13 protein-coding genes and 1 riboswitch are annotated in these 16,025 nt (G+C 51.9%); of the genes, 9 read left to right on the top strand and 4 right to left on the bottom strand.

Translation table 11 applies throughout. The annotated features are described in order from the left end of the window. Positions 1 to 77 precede the first annotated feature (77 nt). Complete coding sequence (locus tag MN202_RS09900) at positions 78 to 1,964, bottom strand: putative bifunctional diguanylate cyclase/phosphodiesterase (protein ID WP_335735955.1); 1,887 nt, start codon at positions 1,962 to 1,964, stop codon at positions 78 to 80. Between the two features lie 68 nt (positions 1,965 to 2,032). Beyond that, positions 2,033 to 2,896, bottom strand: coding sequence for a cation diffusion facilitator family transporter (locus MN202_RS09905; RefSeq protein WP_335735956.1), 864 nt, complete (start codon positions 2,894 to 2,896; stop codon positions 2,033 to 2,035). 166 nt (positions 2,897 to 3,062) lie between these two features. Here MN202_RS09905 and MN202_RS09910 point away from each other — a divergent pair, with 166 nt between their 5' ends. Then, positions 3,063 to 4,709, top strand: coding sequence for a methyl-accepting chemotaxis protein (locus MN202_RS09910; RefSeq protein WP_335735957.1), 1,647 nt, complete (start codon positions 3,063 to 3,065; stop codon positions 4,707 to 4,709). Here the strand turns inward: MN202_RS09910 and MN202_RS09915 are convergent. Next, positions 4,706 to 5,554 carry a hypothetical protein gene (locus tag MN202_RS09915; RefSeq protein WP_335735958.1) on the bottom strand — a complete coding sequence of 283 codons (849 nt, stop codon included), beginning with the start codon at positions 5,552 to 5,554 and terminating at the stop codon, positions 4,706 to 4,708. The two genes, MN202_RS09910 and MN202_RS09915, sit on opposite strands and share 4 nt — an antisense overlap. A 112-nt stretch (positions 5,555 to 5,666) precedes the next feature. Beyond that, positions 5,667 to 5,763: riboswitch (TPP riboswitch) on the top strand. A 40-nt stretch (positions 5,764 to 5,803) separates the two neighbouring features. Here MN202_RS09915 and MN202_RS09920 point away from each other — a divergent pair. The 4 genes from MN202_RS09920 to MN202_RS09935 are packed head-to-tail and all read left to right on the top strand — an operon-like array spanning position 5,804 to position 9,597. Next, positions 5,804 to 7,891, top strand: coding sequence for a TonB-dependent receptor (locus tag MN202_RS09920; protein WP_335735959.1), 2,088 nt, complete (start codon positions 5,804 to 5,806; stop codon positions 7,889 to 7,891). Positions 7,892 to 7,901: 10 nt separating this feature from the next. Further along, entirely contained in the window at positions 7,902 to 8,150 is a 249-nt protein-coding gene (locus tag MN202_RS09925) for a YkoF family thiamine/hydroxymethylpyrimidine-binding protein (RefSeq protein ID WP_335735960.1), read from the top strand. Continuing rightward, positions 8,147 to 8,776 (top strand): nicotinamide riboside transporter PnuC, encoded by a 630-nt coding sequence (gene pnuC / locus MN202_RS09930; protein ID WP_335735961.1) that lies wholly within the window; start codon positions 8,147 to 8,149, stop codon positions 8,774 to 8,776. The genes MN202_RS09925 and pnuC overlap by 4 nt, the downstream gene beginning before the upstream one ends. Next, complete coding sequence (locus MN202_RS09935; RefSeq protein WP_335735962.1) at positions 8,728 to 9,597, top strand: phosphotransferase; 870 nt, start codon at positions 8,728 to 8,730, stop codon at positions 9,595 to 9,597. Before pnuC ends, MN202_RS09935 begins: the two co-directional genes overlap by 49 nt. Here the strand turns inward: MN202_RS09935 and MN202_RS09940 are convergent. Next, positions 9,592 to 9,774, bottom strand: a complete 183-nt coding sequence (locus MN202_RS09940; RefSeq protein WP_335735963.1) for a MerR family transcriptional regulator — start codon at positions 9,772 to 9,774, stop codon at positions 9,592 to 9,594. The genes MN202_RS09935 and MN202_RS09940 overlap by 6 nt on opposite strands. Before the next feature lie 210 nt (positions 9,775 to 9,984). Here MN202_RS09940 and MN202_RS09945 point away from each other — a divergent pair, with 210 nt between their 5' ends. From MN202_RS09945 to MN202_RS09960, 4 genes are all read left to right on the top strand, one after another. After that, entirely contained in the window at positions 9,985 to 12,105 is a 2,121-nt protein-coding gene (locus MN202_RS09945; RefSeq protein WP_335735964.1) for a S9 family peptidase, read from the top strand. Between the two features lie 152 nt (positions 12,106 to 12,257). After that, positions 12,258 to 13,055 carry a DUF4198 domain-containing protein gene (locus MN202_RS09950; protein ID WP_335735965.1) on the top strand — a complete coding sequence of 266 codons (798 nt, stop codon included), beginning with the start codon at positions 12,258 to 12,260 and terminating at the stop codon, positions 13,053 to 13,055. 22 nt (positions 13,056 to 13,077) lie between these two features. Further along, on the top strand, positions 13,078 to 13,689 hold the full coding sequence (locus MN202_RS09955; protein WP_335735966.1) for an EF-hand domain-containing protein: 612 nt from the start codon (positions 13,078 to 13,080) through the stop codon (positions 13,687 to 13,689). Positions 13,690 to 13,708: 19 nt separating this feature from the next. Beyond that, positions 13,709 to 16,015 (top strand): TonB-dependent hemoglobin/transferrin/lactoferrin family receptor, encoded by a 2,307-nt coding sequence (locus MN202_RS09960; RefSeq protein WP_335735967.1) that lies wholly within the window; start codon positions 13,709 to 13,711, stop codon positions 16,013 to 16,015. Positions 16,016 to 16,025 lie beyond the last annotated feature (10 nt).

The following is a 16,025-nucleotide window of genomic DNA, read 5'->3' on the forward strand; positions in this document are numbered from 1 at the left end:
CTGTGCTGTCAACTAACCCAGCCGCTATCGGGCCGGCACTGGCATCAAGTATAGACGGCGCTGGCAACCGTGCTGCGTTATTGTGGCGGCCGGTTTAACAGGGCCGGCAGCGCCGGCTCGGGTACCGCAGGCGACCAGTAATAGCCCTGGCCGTCGTTACAACCCAGCGCAATCAGTTTTTGCAGTGTGGCTTCATCTTCTATACCTTCGGCTACCGTTTTCAGCCCCAGGCTGGCCGCCATATTGATAATGGCTTGCACCAGGGGTTCATCACGCTCAGACAGACAAAGTGAGCTGATAAAGGAGCGGTCTATTTTCAGGGTGGTGGCGTTGAAGCTGCGCAGGTAACCCAGGTTAGAATAGCCGGTACCAAAGTCGTCAATGGCAAAGGTTACTCCGAGTTTACTCAGGCTATTTAGCTGCTGCTGGATTAAGTCGGTGTCGCTTATCAGCAAGGATTCGGTCAGTTCCAGCTCCAGTGCAGACGCAGGCAGGCGGGCAGCCAGTAGCGCCTGCTGCACCAGGAGTTCTAAATTGTCGTTTTTAAATTGTACATAAGATAAATTTACCGCGACGCGCAAGGTGCTAAAGCCCTGAGCCCTGAGCCGGGAGCAAGCCAGGCAGGCTTCCTGTAGTACCCAGTTACCCAATTCAGCAATCAGGCCGCATTGTTCAGCCAGCGGAATAAAATCGGCCGGACTTATCATACTGCCATCGCTTTGTGGCCAGCGCAGCAGTGCCTCTACGGAGTGTATATGGCCGCTTTGCAGCGCCACTTTGGGCTGATAGTACAGGCTAAACTCCTGTTGCCGGATGGCCTGACGTAAGCGTTGTAGCAAATTAAACTTATCAATATTGTCCTGATCCAGCTTGTCGTCGTAATAACGAAAGGTATTACGGCCATCACCTTTGGCTTTATACATCGCCAGATCGGCTTTGCGGCACAGTACATTGAATTCTGTGCCATCGGTCGGTACTACGGCTATGCCGATAGAGCCAGACACCACTACATTGGTTTGCATAATATTAAAAGGTTGTGTGGCTGAGGTGATGATGTTTTGCGCCAGTGAACTGACCGGAGTACGATCGGCATCACAGGGCACCAGCAGTAAAAACTCATCACCACCAAACCGAATGACTTGCTGCTGTTCGTTTAACAGGGCGCTCAGTCGTTGTGCCAGTTCACGCAGCAACAAATCACCGGCGGAATGGCCAAGTGAGTCATTGACCGGCTTAAAGTTATCCAGATCTAAAAACAGCACCGCTAATTGTCGCTGATGTTGCCGGCAGTAAGTCAGCATTTGAGTATAGAGTTGTTCTCCAAGAATACGATTAGGTAGCTCGGTGAGCGGATCATGATGTGCCAGCCGTTCTATTTCTTTACGGCTGGCTCGTACCTTAATATTTTCCTGCTGTAGCGACTGCATCAACAGTCGCATATCACGTACCATAAGATAAACACTAAAACCGGTTACCAGCAGAATAACAGCAACAAACACCAGATGTTGCCAGGTTAACGTAGGGAGAAATGGCTGCAGGTAGCCTGATAGCGTTAGCCAGGTCAGCAGAGTGCAAAACGACAACACGAAAATCAGCAAAGAGTAAAATAAACCAACACTGCCGAGTAAGGCGGCGTAAACCAGTAAGCCTGGAAAGCCCAGTAGAGCCAGATCGCGCAAGCCGCCGGAATTAAAAGCCAGGGCAGATAACATTATTGCCATCGACCATAGCAAAATATAGGCCGATAGCAACAACCGTTGCTTTAGGGCGCACAGCAGAGCAATGGCTAAAGCGATACAGCCGGCAAAAATCAGCAGTTTGGTAGTGCCACTGGCGACGACCATTGCCATAAAGAGGCCAAATAATGTAAAACCGGTGATCTGCAGCAGGCGGCGCAAGCGGAAGTGAAAAAACTTTTGTTGATAATCAGTGCTGTCAGGGGCGGATGAATACTTAATCAGCATACTGCTTGCTGCTCTTATTGTCCTAGAAGGGATGTATTAACTGTAGCGCTGTTCAGGTAAATCTCCAGTCAGGGCGTAAATTTAGGCTCGATATGTACTATCAATTCAACGCCAAGTGCCTGCACAGCCAGCTCCGCATCGTCGGCTAATTTATGCGCCTGTGCTACGCTCCAATGCGCTGGCACCAGCATATCTACCTGGGCAAACTGCAGCGACGCAGCTGCGCGGGTGCGCAGGCGGTTAAAGGTTACGTCGGGCCCGGCAATGGCAGCCAGATGCTGACTGATAGCCTTTATTTTGTTATCTGGTAGTGACTTATCAAGTAAACCATTGATCGAGCGATACAGAATATTGCCGCCTTCATGCAGTATATGCAGGGCAACGGCAATGGCTACCACCGAGTCTAACCAGCTGTACCCACTGTAAGAGGCCAGGCCAACACCTGCCACAACACCAACCGTGGTCCAGACGTCTGTCATTAAGTGTTTGCCGTCCGCTTCCAGTGCCGGCGAGTTGTCGCGCCGGCCGCCGCGTAACAGTAATTGCGCCACGGCGAGGTTAATCAGGCTGGCCAGCACGGTTAGCACCGTACCGATACCTAGTGCCTCCAACGGCTGGGGAAAGATTAAACGCTCGGTAGCAGCCACAAATATTGCCAGCGCAGCCAGCACAACCATGCCGCCTTCAAAGGCGGCGGATAAATATTCCGCTTTACTATGGCCAAAAGGGTGGCCGTCATCTGCCGGACGATGCGCCAGGCTAATCATCCATAACGCAAAGCCTGCGCCGGCGACATTAACGACAGATTCTATCGCATCAGATAAAAAGCCAACCGAGCCGGTTAGATACCAGGCCAGGGTTTTCAGTGCCATGGTGGTAAACGCCGCCGCTAACGATAACAACAGCAGCTGATGTGGTCGCAAATTAAACATGGCTATTCCTTAGCTGCCGGCGGCTTGTAGCAGTGTAGAGTAGCGGCAGGTTAAAGTCATCTGTACCGGCTGCAGATGGCGCGGCGGCGCAGTGGTTGGTTGTCACAATTTTGTCATTAAATGCCGCTAGACTGCCGCCATCAATCACTGAGAGTGCAAGCCTGTTATGCTGTCAAAGCTGAAAATCTCTGGTCGGGTGTTGTTGTTGGGCGTGTTGCCGCTACTGATGTTAGTGCTGGTGCTGTTGGCGGCGTTTTGGTCAGCGCAGCAAAAAGATAAGTTATTTAACCGGCTGTATGATGATCATCTTGCCATCTTATCTGATGTGATGGCAGTGCAACAAACTTTGCAGCAAACGGCATTACAGGACATTCGTAAGTACCGTACCGGCTGGGCATCGGCAGAGGCCACTGAACAAGTGGTTAAGCAACATCTGATCCGGGCGCAGCAGCACTGGCAAGGTTTTGTGCAAAGCCGGCCGGCGCAAGACAGCGCTGAGTTTTATGCTGAGCTGGACCAAAGTTTTGACAAGGCGATAAAACACTACCAGGAGTGGATAAGTTATGCCGGTAGTGACGCGCTGTTAGTGCGCATCTTAAACGAGTCGACAGTTAACAACGAAATAGAGCTACGTATTACCGCTTTTACCAGCTTAACCGAAGCCTTTATTCAGCAGCAAATTGCGGCTGGCGCCACTGTAAGAGACTCGGCAGAGCGTTTTACCACGCAACTGGTTAATGCATATAGTATTGGTGGTATGCTGCTGTTGCTGTTAATCAGTGGCCTAATCTGGGCGGTGCAGCGTTCGGTGTGCCGGCCACTGTGGGCACTGCGTGATATGCTCAAACAGGTGCAGCAAAGCTCAGATTTAACCCTCAGAGCCAACGACAGCGGTTCTGATGAAGTGGCTGAAGCGGCGCGGGCGCTAAATCAAATGATCGGCCATTTTCAGCAGTTAGTTGTGACGTTGGGCAACAGTTCGGCATTACTTACTGAGCAGGCGGCTTCGGTATTTCAAAGCAGTGATGATGTCAGCCACAGCGTGGTACGTCAGGCGGATCAGGCTAACCAGCTGGCAACTGCAGTCGGGCAGATGAGAGCCAGTGTGCAGGACGTGGCAGCACATGCCAAAGATGCCGCTGCAGCAGCGCAGCAAGCAGAAACCCTGTGTGCTGCCGGTCGTGATGTGGCAGCTGACAGTGCGGCAGGCATTAGCGCCCTGGCGCAACAACTTCAGCATAGTGCGCAGGTAGTGCGCCAGCTACAGCAGGAGTCCGGTCAGATTTCCGGTGTGCTGGATGTGATCGGTAAAATTTCAGAACAAACCAATTTACTGGCGTTAAATGCGGCTATCGAAGCGGCCAGAGCAGGCGAAGCCGGGCGCGGATTTTCAGTAGTGGCAGATGAGGTGCGTACGCTGTCGGCCAATACCAAGCAGGCAACAGAGTCAATTAGCAAGATGATCAGCCAGTTGCAGCAACAAGCGGTCAGTGCGGTAACGGTGATGCAGCAAGCGCACAAAGATGCCGATACTAATGTGCAACTGGCACAGACTGCCGGCAGCCGTTTTACCGAGCTGGCAGCGGCGGTAGAAAGCATTGCTGCGACTAATTTAAGCATTTGTACCGCGACAGAGCAGCAGCAACGGGTTTCTGCCGACATAGCACAGAATATTCATCTGCTAAATGATGACGTGGTGCAACTTAGCGATGGTGCCGCCCGTGCGGCCAACGCCAGTGAACAGTTAAACCAGTTGGCCATGCAATTAAGCGACGACTGGCGCGTATTTAACGTGGCAGCTAAATCAGCTTAAACCGCTGCGCAGGCCCGGTATATCGCCATCATCTGGCTGCCGGTTTGCATCAGGCTTAGCAGCAGGTTGGCAAAATAAATTAGCCCCAGGCTTAGCAGCGCAGAACAGACGATTTTGCCGCTGCTAAGTTGCTGCTGCTTACCATAGGCAAACCAGGCGACAAGCAACCACAGTAGCAGAAATAAGTACATTATGGCTTGCAGCACGTTACCTGTTATAAACAGCGGTCGCTCTGTTGCCTGCAAATACAGGGTTTGTGTCTGTGTCAGTTTTTGCTGCATTTGCTCGGCCAGGGCGGGGTTGGCTATCAGCTCACCGTTGGCATCGGTGTGACACAATGACTGTTCTAATCCCGACTTCAGTGCCTGTGCACTTTGCTCCAGTTGGATCCAGCTTTTGGCAACCACAGGATCTATCATGCCAATATTGGTTAGTGCATTGGCAAATACCAGCAATACCAGGCTGGCCCCGCAAAAAAAGGCAAACAGGCGGAAATAGGCAAAAAAGCTACTGGCTACGCCCATCAACCGCAGGCAGCCAAAGCTGATAGCAGCGGCAAAAAACAGCAGAAATAAATCAAACAGCGCACTGCTGGCCAACCGGGTAAAAGCGGCGTCGTCAGCGGGTAAGGTTACTGGATTAACCGCTTCAGGCAGTAACTGGCTGATAAACAGTGCAATAAGAAACGACAGGATTAAAAATTCGACGCCTTTGCTAACCTCATCGGGGTGTTCAGCAAGCGCCAATTGCTGCTGAATAAAGCGTTTGGGACGGAATAAACATTGGCTGAAGTGGTTAAAAAACAGCGGAATTTCTGCAATAACGCGTTCTATATAGCTTTTCATAATCTGTCCTTGTCAGCCCCTGTTAGGCGGATACGACATGACGCCGTTACAACTATAGGAGTTTAGCCGTCCTTTGCACATTGCATGCGCAAATAAAAGGCTTTACACTTGCCGCGCAACCAAGGGGTGCAGTAGCTGAGATGCCGCAAGGCGAACCCTTATAACCTGATCCGGATTATACCGGCGGAGGGATGGTGCTAACTCCTCAAGCTGGTGTGATCTCTGTTGTTACTGGAGATTCATACAACAATGCGCTTTTTCCCGTCGTTACTTACTTTGGCTGTGTGCAGCAGTTTTTCTATTCAGGCCAACGAAGCAGAGGCTTTTGTTGAGCGCATCAGCGTGCAGGGCGATTTTCGCCAGCAGTCGGTGCAGCAAGTGGCAGGCAGTGTTGCCATTGTCAGTGTGCAGGATGCCAAACGCACCTCGGCGCAGCACCTGGACGATGTGTTGCAACAACTGGCGGGTGTGAACTTCAGTGCCGGCGCGTCGCGTGGCCGTTATCTGCAAATCCGTGGTATTGGTGAGCGCAGCGAATTTGTCGACACCATTAACCCGTCGGTCGGCATTTTAATTGACGGCATTGACTACTCAGGCCTGGGCATCAGTGGTATTGCCGATTTAGCCCAGCTTGAAGTATTTCGTGGCCCACAAGCCAACCGCTTTGGCGCCAATGCGCTGGCTGGCATGTTAAACCTGACAACCAAAGGCCCAACCAACACACCTGAAGCCAGACTAAGTGGCTCGCTGGCTAACTACGACAGTTATCAGCTGGCTGGCCAGTTTAGCGATGGTATCAACGACCAGCTGGGTTACAGCCTGGCGCTGGAGCATCAACGCTCGGACGGTTTTATTAAAAATACCTACTTAAACCGTGACGATACCAATAATATCGACGAATTTACCGGTCGCTTTAAACTGCAGTATCAGCCATCGGCTGAGCTGGCGCTGCAACTGATCAGCCATTTTGTTGAACAAAAAAATGGCTATGACGCCTTCTCGCTGGATCGTAACCGCACCACTTTATCCGACCAACCAGGCCAGGATGATATTCAAAGCAAAGCGGTAGCCCTGCAAGCCGATTACAGCGGTTTAGCCTTTGCGAATTTATCGGCTCAGCTAAGCTGGCTGGCGGCAGACAGTGATTACGGTTTTGACGAAGACTGGAGTTATGTTGGTATTCATCCGGATGAGTATTCAACGACAGATCGTTATTTGCGCGAGCGCGATCAACTGACACTGGATTACCGCTTTACCTCTACGCCAGAGGGTAAGCTGGGTAACAGTGACTGGGTGTTGGGGTTGTATGCAGCAAACAAAGGCTTTGATTTAACCCGCCAGTTCTGGAATTGGGATTTATGGCAGGCCGATAGCTTTGCCAGCAGCTTAAACCGGGTTAATGCTGCCTTGTATGGTGAGCTGACTACGCCACTGCAGGACGGCTGGAGCCTGGTATCTGGCCTGCGGCTGGAACGTTATGATGATGAATACCGCGACAGCAGCGGCAACAGCATTAAAAACCACGACACTATGTGGGGCGCCAATGTTAGCCTGAATTATCAGGTTAACGCCCAGGCCTTGGTGTATTTGCTGGCATCCCGCGGTTATAAAGCCGGTGGGGTAAACGGTGACGCGCTGGCCAAAGCGGCTGATGGCAACTTAGCTGAATTAAGCAGCAAGGCCAGCTTTAAGCCGGAAACCCTGTACAACGCCGAGTTTGGTGTGAAAGGCAGCGCAATCGATAACAGCCTGACGGCCAGGGTAGTGGCATTTTATATGTGGCGCGATGATATGCAGGTAAAAGGCTGGTTAAACCCGGATAGCGGCCCGCAATTTGCTGGTTTTATTGATAACGCCGGTAGCGGTCGTAACTATGGTATTGAGATGGAAAACCGTCTGCAGCTGCATCCACAGCTGGCGCTGTTTTTATCTGCCAGTTGGCTGAAAACCAAACTGGGGCGCTACATTACGCTGGATGGCGACAATTTCAGTGGCCGCGAGCAGGCCCAGGCGCCACGTTTTCAATACAGTGTGGCCGCAGACTGGTATATCAGCGACAGCCTGACGTTTAACCTTAGCCTGCAGGGCAAAGATGAGTTTTATTTTTCTGATGGCCACAATGCCAGATCCCAGCGTTATGAGTTGCTGGGGGCACGCTTAAACTATCAACTGAGTAACTGGGAGTTGGCATTGTGGACACGCAATGCCCTGGATCAGGATATTGGCGTGCGTGGCTTTTACTTTGGTAACGATCCGCGTGATGGCTATGAGCCCCATGTTTATCAACAATTTGCTGAGCCGCGCCGCGTAGGCATTAGCGCCAGTTATCAGTTCTGAGAGGCAAGCTATGCAACTTTCGGTAGAAATAAGTAAGTATCCGCTGGCTGATGATTACATCACGCCGATTAAAGGCTTTATTGACCAGCTAAACCAATACCCGGACATTACAGTGCTGACTAACACTATGAGCACCCAACTGTTTGGCGACTATGACAGCGTGATGCAGGCGTTGCAAGCCTGTATCAAGTGGTCGTTTCAGCGTTATGGCAAGGTGGTGTTTGTCTGTAAGTTTATTCAGGGTGACTTGCGACCATGAACGAGCTGCTGAGCCAGGCAATAGCGCAGTGGCAACTGATGCACAGCCTGGAGCTGATAGCCACCTTACTGGCGCTGGCTTATGTGGTGTTAGCCCTTAAACAAAGCCTGTGGTGCTGGCCGGCAGCGCTGTTAAGCACCGTGTTGTTTACCCATATAATGTGGCAATCGGCGCTGCTGTCTGATGCGTTATTGCAGCTGTATTATGCCGGTATGGCGCTGTATGGCTGGTGGCGCTGGCAGCAGCTACGCCAGAGTGCGCCTGATGCGCGCGGCCCGGTATACGAGTGGCCCTGGCAACGTCATGCACTGCTCGTTGCGGTTACCGCGCTGGCCGGCGTGCTGTTGGGCCATTTTATGGCCAGCTATACTGCAGCTGATTTTGCTTATCTTGACGCCCAGACGACGGTGTTCAGCGTTGTCGCTACCTGGCTGGTAGCGCGTAAACTGGTATCTAACTGGTTGTACTGGGTGGTAATAGATGCGGTGTCTATTTACGTGTATGCCGAAAAACATCTGTATTTTCTTACCGGCTTGTTTATGCTGTATACCGTTATAGCTATTGCAGGATACTTTATTTGGCGCAGTCATTATCAGCAGCAACCGGCAGTGAGATTGAGCGTGTAACACGGCTGTGTCAGCGGCTGGAGTTTTTTGTCAGCCAGCCTCCAGTCGCAGTGCGCGCCCTGTCGCATGGCGACAGCAATCAGAGTTATCATGTTAAAACCGCGCAGGGAGATTATGTACTGCGCTGTTATCCGGCGCATTCCACTGTGTGCCGCCAGCAAGAGCTGCGTTGTCAGCATGCGGCCGCTGCACAGGGTTTAGCACCGGCGCCGCTGTGCCTGAATAACCATTATCAGATTATGCTTAGCGACTATATTCCCGACGCTATCGCTTATAGTTACCCGCAACTTGGCATCGCCCCGCTGTTACAACTGTTGGTGCCCTTTCATTTACTGCAGGTACAAACACCGCTACTGGATTACAGCAGCTATTTGCAGCAATTGCAGCAGGCTGTAGCAAAGCAGGCTGAGCTAACGAAGCCGCTGTTTGCTGTTGTATGCCAGGCCGCAGCCAGGCTAAGTGCATTGCCCGTTGATGAGGTGCTGTGCCATATGGATTTGCATCAGGGCAATTTACTCTGGGCGGAAAACAAGTTGTGGCTGCTCGATTTTGAATATAGCCAACGCGCCGACAGCAGCCTGGATTTGGCCGCGTTATGCTTGCATTTTAAGCTGGATACAGCGCAGCAAAGTGCCCTGTTACAACAGTATGCCCAGCTGCGGCAGCAGCCGGATTTACTGCAGCATTTGACAGCAAAACTGCCAGCGGCGAAAGTATTGTATGCTGGCTTTTGCTGGTTATGGTATCTGGCACAGCCGGGCTGTCAGGCCCAGGCTGCGCAGTGGCAATTACAACTGCAACAGTTGCAACAGCCGTTATAGCCCGCCCAGCCGCTCTGCCAGGGTTTTATACCGCTTTACGTCTTCTTCATTAAACATTGGTTTACCATCACTGTCTTTTTCGGCGGGTACCAGCAGGTTTTCCCGTGCCAGCCGTTCTACCCGTATTGCCTGAACGCCAAGAAATTCAGCTACCTGATCGACGGTCATTAACGCCATTTTCGTTTTCCTTGTATGTAGTTAGCCAAACAGTAATAGCGCATTTTGTGCATTTTGTGAATAGCCGTACCGCCAGTTGGCCCGCTTTAACCAGCTTGTTACATAAACCGTTACACTTTTTCAATTTGTGTTGAATAGTGTTGCTGGCTATTGCGTGTTAACGTTTGCGTTTTATTGTCTGCTTTTAGTGTCTGCTCAGGAGAGATATCAATGAAACCGGCTGTTTATTCCGTGTTATTTGCCGCTTTATGCGCTGCGCATGTTGTGAGTGCCGCTAGCCAGCAACCCCCGGTTGCTGTGCAGCAACCTTATACCGTAACGTCACCGAACGGCGATCGGCAGGATCCTTACTATTGGTTGCGTGATGACAGCCGCACCTCGCCAACGGTGCTGGATTATCTGCAGCGGGAAAATGCTTATGTCGAGCAGTATGCCAAAGCCTATCAGCCATTAACCGAAAAGCTGACCAGTGAGATCATTGGCCGCATTAAGCAGGACGACAGCTCAGTGCCTTACACCAAGGGCGATTACAGCTATTACCGTCGTTATGAAACCGGCAAAGAGTATCCGATTTATCTGCGTAAGGCGGTAAAAGACGGTACTGAGCAGGTTATGCTGGATGTTAACGAGCTGGCAAAAGGCAAAAGCTATTACGCGGTGTCGAACTGGCAGGTAAGTCCGGATCAAAACTTTATTGCCTATATGGAAGATGACAGCGGCCGGCGGCAGTATGTGCTAAAAGTACGCGATTTACGCACCGGTCAGGATTTGCCCGATGTGTTGACGGGTTTATCGTCCAGCATCGCCTGGGCCAAAGACAGCAAAACGTTGTATGTCGTTAAAAATGATCCGGTAACCCTGCTAAGTACTCAGGTACTGCAGCATAAACTGGGGCAGGAACCGGCGGCAGCTAAGCTGGTGTATGAAGAAAAAGACAATAGTTTTTATATGGGCGTAGGCAACAGCACCGACGACAACTATGTCATCATCTACTCCAGTAGCACAGTATCGAGCGAAATGCAGGTGATGGATGCCAGCAAACCTGGCAGCAAATTTACCAGCCTGGCAGCGCGCGAACGCGATGTAAAATACAGTGCCGATCATGTCAATGGCCGTTGGATCATCCAAACGGATTGGCAGGCGCCGAACTATCGTATTATGACAGTGGCTGCCGATAACATTGGTGATCGTAATAACTGGCAGCCGTTAATTACGCATGACGACAAGGTGTTTATCCAAGGCTTTGAAGCCTTTGAAAATTACCTGGCCATTAATGAACGTAGTGACGGTTTACGCCGCATTAAAGTGATGCCGTGGAACGCGCCGGATAAAGCGTTTTACGTCGCCTCAGATGAAGCGGCCTATGTCGCCGGCTTTGAAGTCAATCCGCAGCAAAACACCAATTTACTGCGCTACACCTATACCTCGCTTACCACACCGGCCAGCGTGTTTGAACTGAATATGCAAACCGGTGAAAAAACACTGCTAAAGCAAACTGAAGTACCGGGTGGTTTTGATAAAAACAACTATGTGACTGATCGGGTATGGGCTACCGCACGCGATGGTGTAAAGGTACCGGTGTCGTTGCTGTATAAAAAAGACTTTAAGCGTGACGGCAGCGCGCCACTGTATCAGTACGCCTATGGCTCTTATGGCAGCTCGTCTGATCCGCGTTTTCGTGACACGGTGTTATCGCTGGTCGACCGTGGCTTTGTTTACGCCATTGCCCATATCCGCGGCGGCCAGGAAATGGGCCGGCACTGGTATGAAGATGGCAAATTACTAAATAAAATCAATACCTTTACTGATTACATTGATGTCACCGACTATCTGGTTGCTAATAAGTATGTCGCCAAAGACAAGGTATTTGGTATGGGCGGCAGTGCCGGTGGCTTGCTGATGGGCGCGGTGGCTAATATGGCTCCTGAGAAATACCGTGGTCTGGTAGCACACGTACCCTTTGTTGATGTTGTTACCACTATGCTGGATGAAAGCATACCGCTTACCACCAACGAGTTTGACGAGTGGGGTAACCCGAAGCAAAAGGCCTATTACGACTATATGCTGTCGTACTCACCTTATGATCAGGTAGCTAAGCAGGCTTACCCGGCCATGTTGGTTACCACCGGCCTGCATGACTCGCAGGTGCAGTATTTTGAACCGGCGAAGTGGGTAGCCAAGCTGCGTACGCATAAAACCGATAGCCATCCGTTGCTGTTTAAAACCACGATGGAAGCCGGCCACGGCGGTAAATCAGGCCGTTTTGCCCGCCAGGCGCAAATAGCTGAAGAATATGCGTTTATTCTAAATTTACTGGGTATTAAGCAGTAAGTTTACACTCCCCACCTAACAAAGCCGGGCACCTTGCCCGGTTTTTTATTGCTTACAATGCAAATAAGATCAATTATCATTTGCATCTGATTGAGGTTTCAATTAAAGTGCCGCTCGCTTGTTAATAAGAATTATTATCATTAGGAGCTGCAATGTCTGTTTCTGTTAAATCGACCGTACTTGCTACTGCGCTACTGGCAACTCATTTCAGTGTTTTGGCCCATGTACCCTATTTAACGCCGGCCAGTTTTGAGCCGGTACGTGGCGGTTGGGTAAGCCTGGATGCAGCTTTTGCCGACAGGTTTTTTGTCCCCGAAGCGGTATTTGATAACAGCCGTTTTACCGTGCGTACCCCAGAGGGCAACACGGCACCCTTGCTGGCGGTGCACTATGGCCAGACCCGTGCCACCGCCGAACACAAAATTGAGGCAGACGGCACTTATCGCTTTAGTACCGGCCTGCGCTATGGCGCAGTGTTTCATACCTATGAGCACAACGGCGAGCGCAAAAGCAGCCGGGATGAAAACTTTGTACTACCTGCAGGGGCAAAATCTATCGCCCATTTTCAGGCCGTAACCCGGGCAGAAACCTATGTCAGCAAAGGCGCGCCGGATCAGGCTGCTGTCAGCGCCACAAATGAGGCGCTGGAGCTGGCATTCTTAACCCATCCTAACGATCTGTACAGCGACAGCACAGTGCGCGCCCGTCTGCTGTTTAACGGCGTACCACTGGCCAGCCAGGAAGTGAAGTTGTACCAGGTAGTTAAAGGTGCTGACGATGAAAAAGTAACGGCCAGCCTACGCAGTGACAACGATGGCGTGATCAGTTTTCAACCGCAGCAAGCCGGCACCTATTTTCTGGTAAGCCGCTACCGCACCGCTGCGCCGGACACGGCCAGAGTACCTACCTATAGCTACACCTACAGCGTTGTGCTGGAAGTGACGGAATAAATACGCAATAAAGGAGAACATGATGAATAAACCCAAACTTGCAATCAGCGTGTTTCTGGCCATCAGCAGCGCCTATCTGGCTGGTTGCAGTACTAAAGCTGCACCAACTGCCAGCGCACTGAGTGCAGCACAGCAGCAACAACTGGCAGGCGAGCGCGCCGGCCATTTACGCCAGACCCATGTGCGCTTTAATGCCCTCGATAAAGATGAAAATGGCTATATCAGCCGGGCTGAGTTTAACCGCTCCGGCGACCGTGCTTTTGAGCGGATGGACACCAACAAAGACGGTGTATTATCGGCTGCCGACCCAAAGCCAGCACCACGCGGTGAAGATACCCGTACCGAGCAAACCCGGCAGCAACAGCAAGCGCAGGCCGGTACTGCGCCACGCCCTGAGCGATTGCTGAAAATGCCAACCACCCATTCGGTACAGGGCATGCTGGCAATGTACGACAGCAATAATGATCGCCAGATCAGCCGTGCTGAATATGAGCAGGGCCGGTCCAGCCAGTTTGCCGCTGTCGATAGCAATCGTGATGGCGCGCTTAGCTACGACGAGTATGTCAGTGAGTTTGCCGGCCGCTTAGATCAGCAAATCGCCCGCACGGTTAATAACACTAGCGCTAGCAACTAAGGCCCGCCAGGAGAACGTTATGCAGTACACCTTACTGGCGTTGGCCATCAGCCATGCTATTGCTTTACCCCTGCTGGCAGACACGGCCACCCCCGAGCTGGATACCGTTTCGGTAACGGCGCAGGCACCACTGAGTCAGGCTAACAGCAAGCAAAGCCAGCAGCTTAGCGCCACTGACTTGCAGCAGCAACAGGTGCAGAATATTGCCGATGTGGTGCGCTTTGTACCGGGCGTTACCACTACCGATATGGGCCGCTTTGGCAGCAATGGTTTTAATATCCGCGGTCTGGACGGCGACCGGGTGGCCATTACCGTAGACGGCTTATCACTGGGTGAAACGCTGGACCCACCAAGCTTTGTTGCCTATGAGTTTTTCCGCTCGGCTCGCGGTGGCGTTGATATGGACGCGTTAAAGCAGGTAGAAATTATCAAAGGCGCTGATGCCATTGCGGCAGGTAGTGGTGCTTTAGCCGGTGCTGTGCTGTTTGTCACTAAAGATCCGGCTGATTATCTGGCGGCACAGGGCAATGACAGCTATCTGGCTTTGAAAGCCGGCTTGAGCGGTTTAAATGATGAAACCCTGTTCAGTAGCACAGTAGCCAACCGCAGCGGTAAGCTGGAGTCATTACTGGTACTGACCCGCCGTGACGGCAGTGAAACCAAAACAGCGCGCTCCGGTGCCGATATCAGTGGTGCTGGTCGCACCCTGGCCGATCCGCTGGATTATGGCAGCAACAATGTGCTGGCTAAGTTGCAATATCAGCTATCTGACAGCCAGCGGCTGGGTTGGGTTGGCGAATACTTTAGCCAAAACAGCGAGCTGGATAACAAGTCCAGGCTGGACAGCGTGTATTTATCGCGTCGCGGTGATGATGATATCGCGCGTAAGCGCCTGGGCCTGCAATATGAATGGCTGGCAGCGCGCGGCTTTGCCGACAGTGTTAATGCCACTTTGGACTATCAGTCAAATTACACTAATGGCGTCACCACCATGCTAACCACCGGCTGCAGCGGCGCAACCAACGGTGGCGTATCGCCTTGTCTGCGCAGTGAAGACCGGGATTTTAAACAGCAGCAGTTAAAGCTGGCCGTGGCGCTTGATAAAGAGCTGCTGGGCGACAGCGTGCAGCAACAATGGCTGTATGGTGTTGCAGCTGAGCGGCGTAGTGTTGAGTTTTCAGCCATTGACCGGCGTTATGTCGGCCAAACTGACGAGCTGGCCAGCCCGCCGGTAGTTGATCCGGACCAGGTACCAGAAACCGACGTCACGGCGTTAAGCCTGTATGCCCGCGACGTGATTAAGCTGACACCACGCTGGACCTTAAGCCTGGGGGGCCGTTTTGACGTCCTTAAGTACCAGCCAGAATTTGATGCTCAGTTTAGCGACAACACGCAAAGCATTGCCGATGTCGATTTTTCCGCCTTTACCTGGCAAAGCAATATGACCTATCAGCTGGACGGTACGCAGCAGCTGTGGCTGCAAGCCGGACGCGGATTTCGCGCGCCAACAGTGGCTGAAATGTACGCGCCAACGTCACTGGTTAGCCGTACTGAAAAAGCAACGGCTGAAGTAGTACAGGGCTTACTGGGTAGTATCGCTAACCCGGATCTAAAAGCCGAACGCAGCCTGAATCTGGAAGCCGGTTACCGTTACCAAAGTGATAGCTTGCTGGTGGGGGTGTCGGTATTCACCGATCAATACAGCGATATGATAGATACGGTGGTGCTGCTGCAAAACCCGGACACGGTATACGAAAGTTGCTTCCGTGGCGTTTGTACTGAATCTCAGGGCAACCCATATACCACTATGGCCAACACCGGCGAAGCCGATGTTAAAGGCATCGAGCTGGAGGCCGGTTGGCGCATTAGCGCGGCCGTGAGTTCACGCCTGGCGCTGTCTTACAATGACGGCGAAACCCAGGACGGTGAGCCACTGCGAAGTGTTAATCCGGCCTCTGCTGTATTGGGCCTGCGCTACGAAGCCGATAAGTGGCAGTTGATGACCAATATTAGCTACAGCGCGGCAAAAAAAGCCAAAGATGCCTACAGCGCCGATGGTACTGATGCCGCAACATACCCTTATCTGACCGACAGTTACACTGTGGTCGACTTAATGGCTAACTACGATATCAGCCCGCAGTGGCGCTTAAGTGCCGGCGTTTACAACCTGTTTGACCAGGAGTATTACCAGTGGCAGCGGGTGCGCTTTGTCACTGACTGGGTCGGTAGCGGCGTGCGTGGTGGCGTGTTGCCGGGTGGCGAAGGTTTGCAGCGTTACAGTGAACCTGGCCGTTATGCCAAACTGGCCATTAGTTACATTTTCTAGTGTTTTCTCC

This window comes from Rheinheimera muenzenbergensis (assembly GCF_036984005.1).
GTDB classification, from domain to species: Bacteria; Pseudomonadota; Gammaproteobacteria; order Enterobacterales; family Alteromonadaceae; genus Alishewanella; species Alishewanella muenzenbergensis.

Coding starts and splice junctions, on each gene's coding strand:
- MN202_RS09900 (WP_335735955.1), bottom strand. CDS start 1,964: ATGCTGATTAAGTATTCATCCGCCCCTGACAGCACTGATTATCAACAA.
- MN202_RS09905 (WP_335735956.1), bottom strand. CDS start 2,896: ATGTTTAATTTGCGACCACATCAGCTGCTGTTGTTATCGTTAGCGGCG.
- MN202_RS09910 (WP_335735957.1), top strand. CDS start 3,063: ATGCTGTCAAAGCTGAAAATCTCTGGTCGGGTGTTGTTGTTGGGCGTG.
- MN202_RS09915 (WP_335735958.1), bottom strand. CDS start 5,554: ATGAAAAGCTATATAGAACGCGTTATTGCAGAAATTCCGCTGTTTTTT.
- MN202_RS09920 (WP_335735959.1), top strand. CDS start 5,804: ATGCGCTTTTTCCCGTCGTTACTTACTTTGGCTGTGTGCAGCAGTTTT.
- MN202_RS09925 (WP_335735960.1), top strand. CDS start 7,902: ATGCAACTTTCGGTAGAAATAAGTAAGTATCCGCTGGCTGATGATTAC.
- pnuC (WP_335735961.1), top strand. CDS start 8,147: ATGAACGAGCTGCTGAGCCAGGCAATAGCGCAGTGGCAACTGATGCAC.
- MN202_RS09940 (WP_335735963.1), bottom strand. CDS start 9,774: ATGGCGTTAATGACCGTCGATCAGGTAGCTGAATTTCTTGGCGTTCAG.
- MN202_RS09945 (WP_335735964.1), top strand. CDS start 9,985: ATGAAACCGGCTGTTTATTCCGTGTTATTTGCCGCTTTATGCGCTGCG.
- MN202_RS09950 (WP_335735965.1), top strand. CDS start 12,258: ATGTCTGTTTCTGTTAAATCGACCGTACTTGCTACTGCGCTACTGGCA.
- MN202_RS09955 (WP_335735966.1), top strand. CDS start 13,078: ATGAATAAACCCAAACTTGCAATCAGCGTGTTTCTGGCCATCAGCAGC.
- MN202_RS09960 (WP_335735967.1), top strand. CDS start 13,709: ATGCAGTACACCTTACTGGCGTTGGCCATCAGCCATGCTATTGCTTTA.